Raw genomic sequence first — 16,028 nt, 5'->3', positions numbered from 1 at the left:
GACCCCCCGTTTCTGCTTCATTGAATGGGTGTAGGTCTCTCCCTATGGTGAAACTATGACCAGTTCAAGGCCGGGGATGACCCGCATCGTGGCAGGCGAAAACGCAGTACCCCAGCGAAAGCGCGCCCTCGAGGCGGCGCTGGCGATCGGACTCGTCCTCCTGATCGCTGCCGGTGCCGTGGTGGCGTCCACCATTTCCCGCAATACGGCGGCTGAGGCAGCCATCCCGTCGCCCAGTCCGGCCGCGGAACTGAAGCTGGGCTACTTTGGAAACCTGACTCATGCTCCCGCGTTGGTGGGCGTGAAGCAGGGGATCCTTGCCCGGAACCTGGGTGACACCAAGCTCAGCACCGAGACTTTCAATGCGGGACCGGCCGCGATCGAGGCGCTGAACGCCGGCGCCATCGACGCCACCTACATCGGCCCGAACCCCGCCATCAACTCGTTCGTCAAGAGCGAAGGGGAGTCCGTGAGTATCCTTGCCGGTGCCGCTGCCGGTGGTGCGCAGCTCGTTGTGCGTCCCGGGATCACGTCCGCGGCCGAGCTCAAGGGCAAGACCCTCGCCTCGCCGCAGCTGGGCGGGACGCAGGATGTGGCTCTCCGCGCGTGGCTCGGCTCGCAGGGCTACAAAACAAATGTGGACGGCAGCGGCGATGTTGCGATCAACCCCACTGAGAACGCCCAGACGCTGAAACTGTTCCAGGATGGAAAGCTCGACGGCGCATGGTTGCCCGAGCCCTGGGCCTCCCGCCTGGTGCTGACCGCCGGGGCCAAGGTTCTGGTGGACGAAAAGGACCTCTGGGACGGCTCACTTTCCGGCAAGGCCGGCGAGTTCCCCACCACGATCCTGATTGTGAACAAGAAGTTTGCCGCCGCGCATCCGGACACGGTGAAGGCGCTGCTGCAGGGCCATGCCGAGTCGGTGGCGTGGCTGAATGACACGCCCGCCGCGGAGAAGACGGGCGTCATCAACAGCGCCCTGCAGGAATCGGCTGGCGCGGCCCTCCCGGCCGATGTCCTTGAGCGCGCCCTTCAGAACGTGGTTTTCACGGTGGATCCGCTCGCGGGAACCTACCCCAAGCTCCTCGAGGACGGGGTGAAAGCCGGCACCACGAAGCAGGCGGACATCACCGGACTGTTCGACCTCCGTGCCCTGAACGAAGTCATGGGGACCTCCCACCGCGTCTCCGCCGCCGGCCTCGGCGAGGACTGACCTCACAAACTCGCCACCAATTACTTAAGGACGGGACCATGCCAGTCGTACTGGAAAACCTGGGCAAGCGCTTCGGCGACGGCGCCCCGGTGCTGGACGACGTCAACGCAACCATCGGCGCGGGCGAATTCGTTGCCCTCCTCGGTGCGTCCGGCTGCGGCAAATCCACCCTGCTCAACATCATGGCGGGACTGGACGTCCCGACGTCGGGCGCCCTTGAAGTACCCAGCGACGGAGCAGCCTTTATGTTCCAGGACGCAGCCCTCTTCCCCTGGCTGACGGCGCGGGAGAACATCGAGCTGGCCCTGAAGCTGCGCGGTGTGGGGAAAGCTGCACGCCGGATCAAGGCCAACGAGCTGCTGGAGCTGGTGCACCTCGGCGAGGCGGGGGACAAACGTCCGCACGAGCTCTCCGGCGGTATGCGCCAGCGTGTGGCACTGGCCCGGGCCCTGTCGCAGGACCGGCAGCTGCTGCTGATGGATGAGCCGTTTGCCGCCCTGGACGCCATCACACGCGACCTCCTGCACGACGAACTGGAACGCATCTGGAAGGAAACCGGGCGGACCATCGTTTTCGTGACCCACAACGTCCGCGAGGCCGTGCGGCTGGGCCAGCGTGTGCTGCTGCTGTCGTCCCGCCCCGGCCGCGTGGTCCAGGAATGGGCCGTCACTGAAGAACACCGAACCGACGCCGGCCTGGCCGGACAGCTGACCGGGGTCATCACCGCCCGGCTGCGTGAGGAGATTCGCCGCCATGCCAAATAACCCCACGCCCGTCGCCGAGGCCGACCCGGTGGTCGAGGCCAAGCCGGAAACCCGCAAAGTCCACGCCGCCCTGACCCGCTCTTCCACCGGGCACGAGGACCTGCGCGAGCTCGAGGCCGGGCTTGATTCGCTCCAGTCCGACGCCGCGCGCAAGCACCGGATCGACTGGAGCCGTGTGCTCCTGCCCGTCGCGGCCCTGGTGGTCCTGGTCCTGATCTGGCAGTTCTACGTCTCTCTGGGCCTCAAGCGCCGCGACCTGGTACCCGGTCCGCTGGACGTCCTGGGCCAGATCGGCGTCCTCTGGGGCGAGGGCAAACTGCAGGAAGCGGTGTGGACGTCGCTGCAGCGTGGGCTGGTCGGGTTCCTGATCAGCGTTGCCATCGCCACTCCGGTGGGGTTGCTGCTTGCCCAGGTTGCGCCACTGCGCCGTGCCTTCGGGCCGCTGATTTCCGGCCTGCAGGTGCTGCCGTCCGTTGCCTGGGTGCCCGCGGCCATCATCTGGTTCGGCCTCACCGACGCCACCGTCTACTTCGTCGTGTTTATGGGCGCCATCCCCTCGATCATCAACGGGCTGATCTCCGGAGTGGACCAGATCCCGCCGCAGTACCGCCGCGTGGGTACGGTCCTGGGCGCGAACCGGCTACAGATGGCCCTCCAGATTATCCTGCCCGCGGCGCTGCCCGGCTACCTCGGCGGCCTCAAACAGGGCTGGGCCTTCTCGTGGCGGTCCCTCATGGCTGCGGAAATCATCGCTGTGGGCGGCACCATCGGCTTTGGCCTGGGCTCGCTTCTCGACCAGGGCCGCATCCTGTCCGACATGACCGTGGTGATGTCGGCAATCCTGCTGATCCTGGGTGTCGGCATCCTGATCGAGCTGCTGGTCTTTGCCCCGATCGAGAAGCGCCTCCTCCGTAGCCGCGGCCTGCTCGCCGGCAGCACGCGCTAACGCGGCGGCACCTGCAAAAGTGGCAGAAACGTGCCAGCAGAGCCCGATGGCGAGTCCCGCCGTCGGGCTCTGCTCTGTTCCAAGACCAAAACGCGTAACTATTAGCCACTCAGCAGACCCGTCGCCGCACCCACCGGAAACTCGGCCACGACGTCTGGCAGACTGGCGCCATGACGGACCGGGTGGAGTTTACGGCGCCGTTCGGGTTTCTGGGCCGGCTGGTGGAGGAACTGGTCCTGCGCCGCTACCTGCAGCGGCTCATCACCAGCCGCGGCCGGTTCGTGGCCGGCCTTGAGGACCAGGGTTCCCACGGCTAAGCCTCCGGGACTACGCCTCAGGGAACGGCGGCGGCCCCAGGATCTCGATGCCGCCGTTGAGTTGCCCTGATTCACGGATGCGGTCAAAGTCCACAAGTCCTGTTCCTTCGCCGTCAATGAGAGGTTCGCTCGCTCCGAAGTAGAAGGCCTGGGCGCCGCCGGGGGTGTGCAGGCACAGCACGCGGGTCCCCTCCTGGAGGACTTTGAAAGCGTGCGGGACACGCCTGGGTGCAATGGTCACGCCACCCGCTGCGACGCGATGCTCCGTGCCGTCCATGTTCATCAGGATCTCGCCGGCCAGGATGTACAGCGTTTCGTCAGAGTCCGGATGGGTGTGCATCGGCGTCACCTTGTTCAAGGCCATCTCGACTTCGAAGAGCAGGAAAGCCCCCGCGGTGTCTTCCTCCGTGGCCTTCCAGGTCTGCACTCCGCCGCCGAAGAACCAGCGCCTGGCCCCTTCGCCGGGCTGGAGGACAACTGCGGATGCTGAGCTCTTCGTCTTCATGGTGGTCGCCTCAATAGTGGTCGGAAGACTTATGGGACCATGGTCCCATAACAAGACTGTGGTACCATGAAGAGCATGTCAAGACCCTATGCAGACGTCGGCCGCACCGGCCAGAAACGCCGCACCCTCGATGCGCTGGTTGCTGCGGCGCGCCAGCTTGTCGCGGATGGCGCCGCGCCAACAGTGGACGATGCCGCGCTGGTCGCCGGGGTCGCGCGCAGCACCGCGTACCGGTACTTCCCGGGGCAGCGGGAGCTGCTGGCTGCCGCCCATCCGGAAACCGCCGCCACATCGTTGCTGCCCGAACATCCGCCGGCCGACGTCGTTGATCGGCTGGACGCGGTGGTTGCCCAGTTCACCAGGATGATTCTCGAGACTGAAGCACAGCAGCGGACCATGTTGAGGCTCTCACTGGAGCAGACCGCCGACGAGCGCCGAAGCCTGCCCCTGCGCCAAGGCAGGGCGATCACGTGGATTGCCGAGGCGCTCTCCCCGCTCCAGGAAAAGATGGCGGAGCCGGACATCCATCGGCTGGTCCTGGCCATCCGCAGCGCCACCGGCATTGAGTCGCTGGTCTGGCTGACGGACATCGGCGGCCTGAGCAGGGAAGAGGCGGTCGCTTCTATGCGGTGGACTGCCGGTGCACTCCTGAAGCAGGCGCTGCTGGACGGACCTCCCGATGGCGGCTGACACGTCCGCCCCGTTGCACCGGAATATCTCGTAACTCTCGGTCCTGAGGGGTATACCTTGGGACTTATCCGGAGTCATCAGGGCAGGCGTTGCGCGATGTGGAGAAGAACATGGAACGTGCGGTGGGACCAGGCGAGGGCGTACTGGCGGGGATCGGTTCCACCCCCCTGATCGAACTGCGGAAAGTAGTGCCGCCCGGGTCAGCCAGGGTGCTCGCCAAGCTGGAGTTCGCGAACCCCACCGGGAGCATGAAGGACCGGATGGCCGTGGCGGCGATCAGAGGAGCCGAAGCCCGCGGTGATCTCACCCCCGGCGATACGGTCGTCGAGTACACCGCCGGGACAACTGGCATCTCGCTCGCCCTGGTCTGCGCAGCCAAGGGCTACGGGCTCCATGTAGTTTTTTCGGACGCGTTCAGTGACGAGAAACGCCGCACCATGGAGGCGCTGGGGGCAACGGTTGAGGACGTGCCGAGCGACCACGGACGGATCACGGAGCGGCTGATCAAGGCGATGATCGCCCGGGCGGGTGAACTGAGCGCGCAGCCAGGCCATTGGGCTTGCGACCAGCTCAACAACCGCGACGCCGTGACGGGTTACCTTACGTTGGGCCAGGAAATCTGGCAACAGTCCTACGGCCGCGTCGACGCTTTTGTCCAGTTCGTCGGCACCGCCCACTCGATCCACGGCACGGCGCGTGCCCTGCGCGCCCACCTTCCCGGGGTACGGATCATTGCCGTTGAGCCTGCCGAGTCTGCCGTACTCTCCGGGGGCCCGACGGGCTCCCACCGGATTGAGGGGACCGGCATCGGCTTTATTCCCCCGCTTTGGGAGCCAGCGGAGGTGGATGCGATCGAACGTGTCTCATCGGAAGAAGCGATGGCGATGAGCCGGAGGCTCGCCCGCGAGGAGGGCATCTTCGCCGGCACATCCTCCGGAGGAAATGTCGTTGCCGCGCTTCGCGTGGCCGAACAGCTCGGTCCAGACGCAACCGTTGTCACCGTCATGGTCGACTCCGGCTTCCGCTATCTCAGTACCGGTCTGTACGGGCAGTAGCCGGGACGTGCACCGCGAGGCGTCAGCGGAATCCCATCGTTCCGGCGCACCCTTGTTCTGGTCCGGGCATCTTCCTAGACTCTGGCATAGGCCGGCAGGCGGCCGATTCCGCGGATGTTTTTGAGGAGACTGCAATGGCGCTTAACTTTGGAGTACTGGCACTGGTCGAGGCCAAGCCGGGCAAGGAGCAGGACGTCTGGGACTTCCTCAGTGGAGGCCGTGACATCGTGGCCACCGAGCCGGGCACTAAGACCTGGTACGCCTTCCGCGTCGACGAAAACACCTTCGGCATCTTCGACACCTTCGAGACCGAGGAAGCGCGGCAGGAGCATCTCAGCGGTGCCATCCCGGCGGCGCTCGGCGAACACGGCCCAAGCCTCCTGGCCAAGGATCCCAACATCCGGCTGGTCGAGCTCATCGCCGTAAAGTAGACCGGAACCGGGGCAGCACCGAATATGACGCAGGGTTACCTTACGTGAACTGGTGTTTCCGCTGCCGTTGTTGGTGAAACTGAGCGGCCCTACCGTTGATTCATGGCAATTCAGGATATTTACCCCACAGCACTGCGGCTGCTCGGCCGCCCCGTGCTGGTGGTGGGCGGCGGCCCCGTGGCATCCCGCCGCGCCAAAGGGCTGCTCGACGCCGGTGCACAGGTCACTGTCGTGGCTCCCGCTGTCTCCGCCGCGCTCCGCGAACTGTCCGACGCCGGCCTCCTCGCCTGGGAGCCGCGCACTTACCTTCCGTCCGACGTCGACGGCGTCTGGTTCGTCCAGACAGCCACCGGCGATCCCGCCGTGGACACCCGGGTGTCGGCCGACGCCGAGGCGCAGCGCATCTGGTGCGTCAACGCCTCCGACCACGAAGCCTCAGCCGCGTGGACGCCCGCCGTCGCCGTGGTGGATGACGTGCAGATCGCCGTGAACGCCGGGGGAGACCCGCGCCGCGCCATGGCCCTGCGTGACGCCGTCGCCACCGCCCTGGAAACCGGCGATCTCCCGCTGCGCCGCCGCCGTGCGTCTGCGGGCTCCGTGGCCCTTGTGGGTGGCGGGCCCGGCGATACCGGCCTCATCACCGTCCGCGGCCGCCGGCTCCTGGGTCAGGCCGACGTCGTGGTGGCCGATCGCCTCGGCCCGCGCGAACTGCTCAACGAACTGGGCCCTGACGTCCAGGTCATCGAGGTGGGCAAGACCCCCGGCCACCATCCTGTGCCGCAGGCCGAGATCAACCGCATCCTCGTCGACGAAGCGCTCGCCGGGCACCGCGTGGTCCGGCTCAAGGGCGGCGACCCTTACGTCCTGGGTCGCGGCGGCGAGGAAGCCGAATACTGCCGGCAGCACGGCGTCGAGGTTGAAGTCGTCTCCGGCGTCACGTCCGCGATCTCTGTTCCGGCCGCCGCCGGCATCCCCGTGACGCACCGCGGCCTAGCCAAGGGCTTCAGTGTTGTCACCGGCCATGAGGAGTTGTCCGAGGTCCCCGCCCGGGCAGACCACACCATCGTCCTGCTGATGGGCGTGGCCGCACTTCGCGACTCCGCCGCTGCCCTGGCCGGCGCCGGTTTGCCTCAGGACACTCCAGTTGGCATCGTTGAGAACGGCTATCTGCCGAATCAGCGCGTGACGATCGGCACGCTCGGTTCCATCGCTGACCAGGCGGAAGCCACCGGCGTCGCAAATCCTGCCGTGATTGTGATCGGCGACGTGGTCCGCGTCAGCCCGTTCGCGCCGTCGCACTTCAAGACAGCGGACTACGGCACCACCACCCCGAACAGCCCCCGCACCCCCGCACGAGCCCGCACCACCTAGCCACCCACGTTCTTACCCCTGAAGTCCATGCAGAAGATAAAGGAACACAGCCGTGTCATCAAGCACCTCCGTAGGATCTGCCGAGCGTCCGCTGCGCGTTGCCGTTGTGGGCTCCGGCCCGGCCGGCGTCTACGCCGCGGACATCCTCACCAAGAGCGAAGCCGTCAAGAGCGGCGAGCTGACCGTGAGCATCGACCTCTTTGACCGCTACCCGGCACCCTACGGCCTGATCCGCTACGGCGTGGCCCCGGACCACCCGCGCATCAAGGGCATCGTCAACGCCCTGCACAAGGTCCTGGACCGCGGCGACATCCGCTTCTTCGGCAACGTGGACTATGGCACGGACATTTCCATCGAGGATCTCCGCACGCACTACGACGCCGTCATCTTCGCCACCGGCGCCATCAAGGACGCGGACCTGAACATCCCGGGCGGCGAGCTGGATGGCTCCTACGGCGGCGCAGACTTTGTCTCCTGGTATGACGGCCACCCCGACGTTTCCCGCGAATGGCCGCTGGACGCCACGGAGGTCGCCGTGATCGGCAACGGCAACGTGGCTCTTGACGTGGCCCGCGTCCTGTCCAAGCACGCCGACGACCTGCTGGTCTCCGAAATCCCGGACAATGTCTACGCCGGCTTGAAGAACTCGCCCGTCACGGACGTGCACGTGTTCGGCCGCCGTGGCCCCGCCCAGGTCAAGTTCACCCCGCTGGAGCTGCGCGAGCTGAGCCACTCCAAGGACGTGGACATCATCCTCTACGCCGAGGACTTCGAGTTCGACGAGGAATCCGACCGCCAGGTCCAGAGCAACAACCAGACCAAGACCATGGTTGGCACGCTCACCAACTGGATCGCCGAGCAGCCCGAAGACCTCTCCGAGCTCAAGGCTTCCCGCCGACTGCACCTGCACTTCCTGCACAGCCCGGTGGAGATTTATGACGACGCCGAGACTCCGGGCAAGGTGGCCGGCATTCGGTTCGAGCGCACCGAGCTGGACGGCACGGGCAACGCCCGCGGCACCGGCGAGATCGTGGACTATCCGGTCCAAGCCGTGTACCGCGCGATCGGCTACTTTGGTTCCGCCCTGCCGGAGATCGAGTTCGACCACAAGAAGGGCGTTGTACCGAACGACGGCGGCCGCGTCCTGGATGCCGCCGGCACCCACGTGCCGGGCATCTACGCCACCGGCTGGATCAAGCGTGGACCGGTAGGCCTCATCGGCCACACCAAGGGCGACGCCCTTGAGACCGTGACGTACCTGCTGGAAGACCGCGAAAACCTTCCGGTTGCCGCTGTTCCCGAGGCGGACGCCGTCGTCGAACTCCTCGACGCCCGCGGCGTGAAGTTCACCAGCTGGGAAGGCTGGCTGGCGCTGGACGCGCACGAACTCGCGCTCGGTGCCGCGGCCACGGAGGCCGGCGGTTCTCACGGCGTTGAGGTCAAGCGCGAGCGCATCAAGGTGGTGCCGCGCGAGGACATGGTTGCCATCTCCCGCGATGGCGTAGCAGCCAACGTGTAGCACGCACCAAAAACAAACAACGCGGGGTCACTTTGCGCCCATAAATCCCGTTGGGATGGGCGCGAAGTGACCCCGCGTTGCTTTAACGTCCAGCCCCGACGGCGGCCACGCTGGTGCTGTCATTGATCACCAGTGGCCAGTGGCCCACGGAGTGGTGCAGCCGGGAGCCGGTCCCGGGCCACTGCGCGTCGACGGCCGGGGACATGAACAGTTGGCTCACGGTTGACATTGGCTTCCCTTCCCTTGGTGGTTACATCCTGCCAAACCGGGCCCGGACCAGCGCGAACAGGCCGTAGCAGATAAAACCCACCCCGATCGCGACAAGCAGGTACGGGCCGAACGGATGGTCTCGGAGCGCCTTGAGGCTTCCGTCCAGACCCGTGGATTCCTCGGGACTCTGCTTCCCCGCGGCGATCACAAACAGCAGTCCGGCCAGGTTCAGCGCGATTCCCTTAGCCACGTGCCCGATGACGCCCAAGGAGTCGATGAGCTTGCCGCGGCGGGTGCCCTCGAACCGGAAGAGTTCCTCCTTGAACCCGCGCCGCAGTCCCTTCACCACAAAGTAGACGCCGACGCCCATGGTGGTCAGGCCTACCGCCACCAGCGCAGGCAGCCCGAACTGCGTGTTCAGGAGGGCCGTGCTGAAATCGCGTGCGGTGTCTCCGGAATCTCCGCGCAGGCCCACGGCAAACCCGGCGAAGCTGAGGCCCACACTTCCGTAAGCTACGGCCAAAAAGCCGGAGGAGATCAGCTTTCCGAGCCGCTTCGCTCGGGGAAGACGCCGCGAACGGAGGGTGGCCTCACTGAGTTGCCACAAAGCCAGGCCGGTGCACGCCACGACGCAGGACCACAGCACGGCCGGTCCCCAAGGGTTGGCGCCCAGCTGCTCGATGGCACCGGTGGCTTCCGCCTGCCCCGGCTGGCCGAAGGCCAGGGCGATGGCAATCGCACCAACGATGATGTGAAGCAGGGCCATCACGGCAAATCCCGAGCGCGCCACAACGTCCAGCGCCTTGGTGTCGGACGCCTCCTCGACGGCGTCCGCCGCCTCGCCGATGGCGGATTCCCCGTCTGCCATCAGTCAGCCGTTCGCCGGTTTCCTGGCGCGCAAGGTAGCGGCACCCGCGGCCAGGTCATGTGCGTCATGCATGGCGACGATATTACGCGCAACCGTGCCCGAAGTTGGGGGTTTCGTAACATTGATAAGTGTGCTTACCATGGCATGTCCATGACCCATATGGGCCAGGCCAGGACAGGCCGCACCAGCGGCATTTCGGAACCAGTTCGACGTTAGGAATCCACATCATGGCAGGAAATCTTGTTGCCCGGTCCGTTCACGATCTGAGCGCTGCGGCATGGTTCGGCGGTTCACTCATGGGCGCCATCGGATTGAACGGTGCGGCCGCTGATGCCAAGGACCCGGCCGAGCGGACCCGGCTCTCCAGTGCAGGCTGGATGAAGTGGGCGCCGGTCCAGACTGCGGCTTTCGCCTCGCATTTGCTGGCTGACCTCGCGATTGCCTTTGAGAACAAGGACCGCATCGCGAAGCAGGACGGCGTGGCGCGGGACACTGTGATCAAGACGGCGGTGACCGTGGCCGGCGCCGCCGTGACACTGTACGCCGGGATTCTCGGCAAGAAGGTGGACCAGCTCGCGGACCAGGGCGGCGAGGGGGCCACGGAGCCCAGGGCAGGGGCCTCCGATGAGCTGAAGTCGGCGCAGCAGCAGCTCAAAATGCTGCAGTGGGCCATTCCTGCTTTCGCCGGTGCCGTGATTATCCTCGGTGCCAAGCATGGTGAGATGCAGCGGCCCAAGAACGTGTTCCAGGGTCTCCGCCCCTGACCGGCAGCGGCAGCACTTAGACGCGGTAACGCCCGACGGCGGTGCGGCACCCAGGTGCCGGACCGCCGTCGGGCGCTGGACTTACGCCCGCAGCCACTCCGCGCAGGTGTTAAGGTTCTGGTTGACGCTGGCCACCGCGGAATCGGCGTCGTGGGCCTCGATAGCGTCCACCACGGCACCGTGGCCTTCATTCGTGAGGCCGTCCAGCCTGCCCTTGCGCTGCTGTTTCAGCAGGTCCTGGTGGAACACATCGCCGAAACTGACGTAGAGCTCGTGCAGCAGCGGGTTCCCGGAGGCTTTGGCAAGGCGCGCGTGGAAGGCCCAGTCCGCCCGGGCCCACCCCTCGAAGTCACCGGCGTTCCAGGCGGATTCCCGGGTGGAGAGCACCGTGCGCAGGTCGGCGACGTCGTCGGCCGTTGCATTCCGGGCCGCGAGGCGCGCCGCCTGCGTGTCAAGGCCGAGCCTGACCTCGAGGATGTGTTCGTCCGTGTGGTCCTGGTACATTCGCCGGGCGGCGCCGGACATCTCGCTGGTGGCCCGGACGTAGGTGCCGTCGCCGCGGCGGACCTCCAGCATCCCGCTATGCGCCAGGGCTTTGATGGCTTCGCGCAACGTGCCGCGCGAGACCCCCAGGCCATGCATCAGCTCCGGCTCGGACGGGATGCGCTGGTCCAGGGGCCATTCGCCGGAGTGGACCATCTGACGGAGTTTGGCGGTGACCTCGTCGGCGAGGGGCTGGCGGGGTGAGGTGCTCAGGGTCATGGCGTTCTACTTCTTCAGGGCGGACAAGGGGGCACGGGAGATGAGGTGTGCAACCACCACTTGGACCACGGCAAGTCCCAGCAGCAGTGCGAGGGGAAGCATCCAGCCGCCAGTCCCGCTGAACAGCAGGCCCGCACCGAAGGGGCCGGCCGTGGCCAGCAGGTAGCCGGTGGACTGCGCCAGGGTGGACAGGGCGGTGGTCTCGGCGGTGCTCGTCCCGCTCCGGCTGATCATCACCATCACCAGCGGGAAAATGCCCAGGCCGAAGCCAAGCAGGACGGTGGGGATGACGGCCAGGGCCACCGGCAGGAACATCAGCGCTGACAGGCCGGCCACCATGGTGGTGCTGACCAGATACAGCGCCGGCCGGAGCATCCGGGGCCGCGAGCCGATGGCGATTAGTATCATGCCGGCCGGTACGGAGACCAGCTGCATCAGCCCGTACATCAGGCCGCTGTCCGCTGGGCTGAGGCCCATGCTGATCAGCATCGACGGGAACCAGCTGATGAGCGAGTACGCGAGCAGCGCCTGGAGTGCGAAGAGGGCGGTGAGAAGCTGGCCCTTCCGGGTTCGGATCAGTGGCCATGGGGAGATGCGGGCAGCAGTGTTGCGGACGCTGTTGCGGTGCGCATGCAGAACAACGGGCAGGAAGCCCAGGAAGGCGGCCACGGCCAGGAATCCGATCGTGCCGACGGCGGCGGACGGTGAGCCGAGTGCCAGCGCCATCGGGACGACGGCGACCGCGGTGACGGTGGCGCCGGTGGTCATGGCGACGGTGTAGAGCGCGGTCATCGCCGAGGTGCGGCTGGCGAAATGCTCGCGAATGAACGACGGCATGGCCACGTTGCAGACCGCCAGGCCGGACATCCCCACCACGGTGCCTGCCACGAGCATGCCCGTTGCCGGGATCCCTCGGAGCAGCAGCCCGCCGGCCAGGAACCCAAGCGCCAGCAGGATGGCCTTCTCCACGCCCAGCCGTCCGGTCAGCCACGAGGTCGCGGCCCCCGCCACCGCAAAACAGAGCGTGGGGATGGACGGGATGATCGCTGCCACCAGCGGTCCGTAGCCAAGGACTTGCTGAAAATCGTGGAGGAGGGCCGACGCCGCCGCAATCCCCGCGCGCAGGTTCAGCCCAATAAGCACCAGCGCAATGACGCCGAACACGACGGCGGAACGCGGCTTGGGCGGCGCGTCGGACAGCGTCGGGGTACCGGAAGGGGAAACAGTCATGCCCTTAACGTTAGACGTTAGACGTTTGATGTCTAGACTTCTGTGGTGAACCTCTCCCGGCCGTTAATGTTGCGGGCATAGACTCGGGCCACAAGTGTTCAGTCCCGGGCTCGTAAGAACTTGTCCAGCTGGACCTGGCGCCCGTGATTCTGGAAGGACGGCCGGTCATGGCTTCGCAGGCAGTTGAGGTCGAAAAGAAGTACGACGTCGGCCCGGACGCCGAGGTGCCGGCGCTCGCGGACATCCCCGGGGTCACCCGGGTGGGGGAGCCACACGTGGACACCCTGGAAGCGGTGTACTTCGACACAGCAGGCCATGCGCTCGCCGCCCGCGACATCACACTTCGCCGCCGCACCGGCGGAGTCGACGCCGGCTGGCACCTGAAGCTGACCGCGGAGGGCCCCGGATCCGACGAGGAGTCTGGCGACGCAGCCGGCGGCTCCGGGTCGGAACCCCGGCGTCGCCGCGAGCTGCACGCCCCGCTGGGCCAGCCCGGCGTCGTTCCTGACAGCCTGTTGGCTCACGTGATGGCGTACCTCCGCGGTGAGGACGCCGCACCGGTGGTCCGGCTGAAAACCCGGCGGACCACCTATGCGTTATATGGCGAGGACGGTGTCCACCTGGCGGATTTGGCCGATGACCGCGTGAGCGCAGAGTTGCTCGGCGCTGCGGGCGGCGCGGGTGACGCCGCGATGGGGGACGCGGCAGCGCCCGAGGGGGAGGCACGGACCCGGCAGTGGCGTGAATGGGAACTCGAGCTGGTGCACGGGAGCACTGACCTGTTCCCGGCCGCAGAAAAAATCCTGGCAGCCGCAGGGGCGCGCCCGGCCAAGCACGGCTCCAAGCTGGCAAAGGTCCTGGCGCTGCCTGCCACGGAATCCGGTGCCGCGGCCGGCCCAAAAAGTCCCGGCAAGAAGGATCCGGTGTCAGACCTGCTGACCGCCTACCTGGCTGCGCAGATCCGCGACATCCTGGCACATGATCCCGGCGTCCGTCTGGAGGAACCGGAGGCTGTGCACGATCTGCGGTCGGCCACCCGCCGGGCCCGTTCGGCGCTGCAAGCCTACCGGCGGTTCTACAATGCCCTGGCTGTGCGGCACCTCGGTACAGAGCTCAAATGGCTTGGCCGCGTGCTGGGCGTGCCGCGGGACGCTGAAGTCATGCTGGACCGCCTGCGCGGGCATATGGCGGAGCTGCCCCCGCTACTGGCTTCGGCGGTGAAGGACCGGCTGGAGGATGACCTGGGACCGAGCCGGGACGCAGCCCACCGGAAACTCCAGATGGCGATGGTTTCCGCGCGCTATTTCCAACTCCTGGACGGCCTCGAGGCCTTCCTTGACAACCCGCCAGTCCGCCCGGGCGCCGCAGCCCCGGCCCGTAAGGCGGCAGGGCAGCTGGTGGCCAAGGCCGCCAAACGCCTGCAGCGCGGAGCGAGGACGGCCAAACGTGCACGCCGGGGAGCCGAGCACGAGACGGCGCTGCACGAGGTGCGCAAGGATGCCAAACGGCTGCGGCATGTGGCGGAGTCCGCAGAGCCGGTGCACGGTAAGCGCGCCACGAAGATCGCCAAGGCCGCGCGCCGCCAGCAGCAGATCCTCGGCGATTTCCACGACAGCGTGGTGGCCCGGGACCTGCTGGCCAAGCTGGCGGCGGCGCCGGACCTCCCCGAGGCTGTCGCGTCCGCCTACGTCACGCTCCATACCCGGCAGGTACAGCTCGCGGCCGACGCCGAAGTTGAGTACCGGAAGGAACGCAAGAAGTCCCGCAAACCCCTCCAACGCGGGGTCATTTAGCGCCCATCCGGGGCCGTAACATGGGCGCGATGTGACCCCGCGTTGCGGCACTCAGGGGTGCCGCGCTCCGAGCCGCGACACGGCGAGAGCCAGCCACAGCTGGACACGGTCCGCCGTGACCGAAGGATCGTAGCCGGTGAGTTCGGTGATCTGCGCCAACCGGTACCGCACCGTGTTCCGATGCAGGGTCAGGGCTTCGGCGACGGCGGCCACGGAACCGTTGTTGTTCAGGTAGCTTTCCAGGGTGGTCACCAGTTCCGCGCCGTGGGCAGCGTCGAAGGCGCGGAGTGGGTTCAACGACTCGTGGGCCATGTCAGCCAGCGGAACGTCTTCGCTGGCCAGCAACAGGGAGGTCAGGCTCAGGCGTTCCGGCTCGTTAACCGGCAGGCCGTGGCTGGCCGCATCGCGCGCCTCGAAGTAGCTCCAGCGCAGGCCGTTCGGCTTGGTGTACCCGCCGCCGATCCCGATCGTCGCGTGGATCCCTGCCTCCGCCAGGTGATCGCTGAGGCGCCTGGCCAGCGCAGGTGCCGCGCTGCCGTCGTCGTTAATCACCACCACCAGGTCCTTCCCGACGACGGCGGCCACCGCGTTCTCCAGCGGCTGCGGCACGGAGGTGCTCACCAGCGCCTTGTGATGGGCGGCGGACACCGCCAGCAGCACCACGTTTTTGCGTGTGCTGTTCAGGCCCACGCCGGCGAGGCGCCGCTGGGCCTCGCTGGTCTCCAGGGAGCCGTGGATGACGTCCTCGAGCACCTGGCCGCACAGGGCGCGCTGGGCCTGGCGCTGCTTGACCATGTTGTTCAGCTCCACGCTGATCAGGTTCTGGGCGTAGCCGATAATCCCTGAATCCTCGAACGGCTGGCGGACCCAGAGTGTGCAGGCATCGCGGCGGCCGGTGGGGATGGGGTAGGAGGACCACGTGTCAGCGGTAGGGAGCTCGGAGCTGCTGTTGTACAGGTGGGCGGTGAACTGGGTGAGGGCAATCTCTGTCCGCAGCATGCCGCCCAGGTGCTTCAGGAGCTGGGCGAGGCCGCCGCCGGTGAGGAGCGCGCGGGCCAGGATCTGGTGGCCCGCGATCAGGCGCTCCAGCTTCGCGACGTGATCGGCGGCCTGCGCTTCCGCCACCAGTTTGCCGATGGCAATGAACGGCGTCTCGTACGGCACCTGGACTATCGGCAGCCCCCAGCGGTTGGCCTCGGCAATCAGGGCCGGCGGGACGGCGTCGTGCGTCAGACCGGTCCCGAAGCCGATGCCCACGGCTCCGGCGCGCTGGACCTGCCGGACGAAGCGCCGCTGCTCGGGCGCGGACCGCAGGCGCATGCCGGTGGTGAGTACCAGTTCGCCGCCGCTGAGGAAGCGCTGCGGGTCTTCCAGTTCCGTGACGGCAACCCAGTTGATGTCCTCGTGCCAGGTGGTCTCGGCAAGGCCTGCATTGGATAGGTGGAGGGAGTGCACGCCGAGCAGGGTGGCGAGGGAGATGGCCATGGTCCAAGGATAGACGGATGCTGGTCAACCGCACTAAACATTGCGCCCCAGGGTGTGCAGGTGGCTATTCCCCGGGGTGTTGGTGCTGGCATAGGCTCAAGGCAG

Annotated in this window: 16 protein-coding genes and 1 pseudogene; 11 read left to right on the top strand and 6 right to left on the bottom strand. The window is 67.0% G+C overall.

The features are described from left to right. The first annotated feature begins 76 nt into the window (after positions 1-76). The 4 genes and pseudogenes from QK290_RS05040 to QK290_RS05025 form a co-directional block, all read left to right on the top strand. Positions 77-1,213, top strand: a complete 1,137-nt coding sequence (locus QK290_RS05040) for an ABC transporter substrate-binding protein (RefSeq protein WP_282329585.1) — start codon at positions 77-79, stop codon at positions 1,211-1,213. 38 nt (positions 1,214-1,251) lie between these two features. Further along, on the top strand, positions 1,252-1,977 hold the full coding sequence (locus QK290_RS05035; protein WP_282329584.1) for an ABC transporter ATP-binding protein: 726 nt from the start codon (positions 1,252-1,254) through the stop codon (positions 1,975-1,977). Further along, positions 1,967-2,923 carry an ABC transporter permease gene (locus QK290_RS05030; protein ID WP_282329583.1) on the top strand — a complete coding sequence of 319 codons (957 nt, stop codon included), beginning with the start codon at positions 1,967-1,969 and terminating at the stop codon, positions 2,921-2,923. The genes QK290_RS05035 and QK290_RS05030 overlap by 11 nt, the downstream gene beginning before the upstream one ends. Before the next feature lie 164 nt (positions 2,924-3,087). Further along, positions 3,088-3,240: pseudogene (locus tag QK290_RS05025) on the top strand (cyclase); the annotation flags it as partial. A gap of 10 nt (positions 3,241-3,250) precedes the next feature. Here the strand turns inward: QK290_RS05025 and QK290_RS05020 are convergent. After that, a complete protein-coding gene (locus tag QK290_RS05020; protein ID WP_282329582.1) occupies positions 3,251-3,745 on the bottom strand; it encodes a cupin domain-containing protein in 495 nt (164 codons plus the stop codon). Positions 3,746-3,820: 75 nt separating this feature from the next. Here QK290_RS05020 and QK290_RS05015 point away from each other — a divergent pair, with 75 nt between their 5' ends. The 5 genes from QK290_RS05015 (at position 3,821) to QK290_RS04995 (ending at position 8,811) form a co-directional block, all read left to right on the top strand. Further along, positions 3,821-4,435: a TetR/AcrR family transcriptional regulator gene (locus tag QK290_RS05015; protein WP_282329581.1), complete on the top strand. Its 615-nt coding sequence runs from the start codon at positions 3,821-3,823 to the stop codon at positions 4,433-4,435. Positions 4,436-4,545: 110 nt separating this feature from the next. Next, on the top strand, positions 4,546-5,490 hold the full coding sequence (locus QK290_RS05010) for a cysteine synthase family protein (RefSeq protein ID WP_282329580.1): 945 nt from the start codon (positions 4,546-4,548) through the stop codon (positions 5,488-5,490). A gap of 134 nt (positions 5,491-5,624) precedes the next feature. After that, entirely contained in the window at positions 5,625-5,921 is a 297-nt protein-coding gene (locus tag QK290_RS05005; protein WP_282329579.1) for an antibiotic biosynthesis monooxygenase, read from the top strand. A gap of 102 nt (positions 5,922-6,023) precedes the next feature. Beyond that, complete coding sequence (cobA, locus tag QK290_RS05000; RefSeq protein ID WP_282329578.1) at positions 6,024-7,292, top strand: uroporphyrinogen-III C-methyltransferase; 1,269 nt, start codon at positions 6,024-6,026, stop codon at positions 7,290-7,292. Between the two features lie 52 nt (positions 7,293-7,344). After that, positions 7,345-8,811: an FAD-dependent oxidoreductase gene (locus QK290_RS04995; RefSeq protein ID WP_282329577.1), complete on the top strand. Its 1,467-nt coding sequence runs from the start codon at positions 7,345-7,347 to the stop codon at positions 8,809-8,811. 82 nt (positions 8,812-8,893) lie between these two features. On the opposite strand, the gene QK290_RS04990 is transcribed toward QK290_RS04995, so the two are convergent. Beyond that, a complete protein-coding gene (locus QK290_RS04990) occupies positions 8,894-9,040 on the bottom strand; it encodes a hypothetical protein (protein ID WP_282329576.1) in 147 nt (48 codons plus the stop codon). 21 nt (positions 9,041-9,061) lie between these two features. Further along, positions 9,062-9,889: a DUF1206 domain-containing protein gene (locus QK290_RS04985; RefSeq protein WP_282329575.1), complete on the bottom strand. Its 828-nt coding sequence runs from the start codon at positions 9,887-9,889 to the stop codon at positions 9,062-9,064. 227 nt (positions 9,890-10,116) lie between these two features. On the opposite strand from QK290_RS04985, the gene QK290_RS04980 reads away from it, so the two are divergent. After that, positions 10,117-10,653, top strand: coding sequence for a hypothetical protein (locus QK290_RS04980; RefSeq protein WP_282329574.1), 537 nt, complete (start codon positions 10,117-10,119; stop codon positions 10,651-10,653). 81 nt (positions 10,654-10,734) lie between these two features. On the opposite strand, the gene QK290_RS04975 is transcribed toward QK290_RS04980, so the two are convergent. Together QK290_RS04975 and QK290_RS04970 are read right to left on the bottom strand one after the other, a co-directional pair. After that, positions 10,735-11,415, bottom strand: coding sequence for a FadR/GntR family transcriptional regulator (locus tag QK290_RS04975; protein ID WP_282329573.1), 681 nt, complete (start codon positions 11,413-11,415; stop codon positions 10,735-10,737). 6 nt (positions 11,416-11,421) lie between these two features. Then, on the bottom strand, positions 11,422-12,645 hold the full coding sequence (locus tag QK290_RS04970; RefSeq protein WP_282329572.1) for an MFS transporter: 1,224 nt from the start codon (positions 12,643-12,645) through the stop codon (positions 11,422-11,424). Between the two features lie 167 nt (positions 12,646-12,812). Here QK290_RS04970 and QK290_RS04965 point away from each other — a divergent pair, with 167 nt between their 5' ends. Then, positions 12,813-14,438 carry a CYTH and CHAD domain-containing protein gene (locus tag QK290_RS04965; RefSeq protein WP_282329571.1) on the top strand — a complete coding sequence of 542 codons (1,626 nt, stop codon included), beginning with the start codon at positions 12,813-12,815 and terminating at the stop codon, positions 14,436-14,438. A 51-nt stretch (positions 14,439-14,489) separates the two neighbouring features. On the opposite strand, the gene QK290_RS04960 is transcribed toward QK290_RS04965, so the two are convergent. Next, positions 14,490-15,923: a PucR family transcriptional regulator gene (locus QK290_RS04960; RefSeq protein WP_282329570.1), complete on the bottom strand. Its 1,434-nt coding sequence runs from the start codon at positions 15,921-15,923 to the stop codon at positions 14,490-14,492. Positions 15,924-16,028 lie beyond the last annotated feature (105 nt).

It is taken from the genome of Pseudarthrobacter sp. AL07 (assembly GCF_029960665.1).
In the GTDB taxonomy this organism is placed as follows: domain Bacteria; phylum Actinomycetota; class Actinomycetes; order Actinomycetales; family Micrococcaceae; genus Arthrobacter.
Note: the sequence above shows the minus strand (reverse complement) of the source record. Positions and strands in the feature narration are given on the sequence as shown.

Excerpts from the sequence above, each read along its gene's own strand:
- QK290_RS05040 (WP_282329585.1), top strand. The coding sequence starts at position 77 with ATGACCCGCATCGTGGCAGGCGAAAACGCAGTACCCCAGCGAAAGCGC.
- QK290_RS05035 (WP_282329584.1), top strand. The coding sequence starts at position 1,252 with ATGCCAGTCGTACTGGAAAACCTGGGCAAGCGCTTCGGCGACGGCGCC.
- QK290_RS05030 (WP_282329583.1), top strand. The coding sequence starts at position 1,967 with ATGCCAAATAACCCCACGCCCGTCGCCGAGGCCGACCCGGTGGTCGAG.
- QK290_RS05020 (WP_282329582.1), bottom strand. The coding sequence starts at position 3,745 with ATGAAGACGAAGAGCTCAGCATCCGCAGTTGTCCTCCAGCCCGGCGAA.
- QK290_RS05015 (WP_282329581.1), top strand. The coding sequence starts at position 3,821 with ATGTCAAGACCCTATGCAGACGTCGGCCGCACCGGCCAGAAACGCCGC.
- QK290_RS05010 (WP_282329580.1), top strand. The coding sequence starts at position 4,546 with ATGGAACGTGCGGTGGGACCAGGCGAGGGCGTACTGGCGGGGATCGGT.
- QK290_RS05005 (WP_282329579.1), top strand. The coding sequence starts at position 5,625 with ATGGCGCTTAACTTTGGAGTACTGGCACTGGTCGAGGCCAAGCCGGGC.
- cobA (WP_282329578.1), top strand. The coding sequence starts at position 6,024 with ATGGCAATTCAGGATATTTACCCCACAGCACTGCGGCTGCTCGGCCGC.
- QK290_RS04990 (WP_282329576.1), bottom strand. The coding sequence starts at position 9,040 with ATGTCAACCGTGAGCCAACTGTTCATGTCCCCGGCCGTCGACGCGCAG.
- QK290_RS04985 (WP_282329575.1), bottom strand. The coding sequence starts at position 9,889 with ATGGCAGACGGGGAATCCGCCATCGGCGAGGCGGCGGACGCCGTCGAG.
- QK290_RS04980 (WP_282329574.1), top strand. The coding sequence starts at position 10,117 with ATGGCAGGAAATCTTGTTGCCCGGTCCGTTCACGATCTGAGCGCTGCG.
- QK290_RS04975 (WP_282329573.1), bottom strand. The coding sequence starts at position 11,415 with ATGACCCTGAGCACCTCACCCCGCCAGCCCCTCGCCGACGAGGTCACC.
- QK290_RS04970 (WP_282329572.1), bottom strand. The coding sequence starts at position 12,645 with ATGACTGTTTCCCCTTCCGGTACCCCGACGCTGTCCGACGCGCCGCCC.
- QK290_RS04965 (WP_282329571.1), top strand. The coding sequence starts at position 12,813 with ATGGCTTCGCAGGCAGTTGAGGTCGAAAAGAAGTACGACGTCGGCCCG.
- QK290_RS04960 (WP_282329570.1), bottom strand. The coding sequence starts at position 15,923 with ATGGCCATCTCCCTCGCCACCCTGCTCGGCGTGCACTCCCTCCACCTA.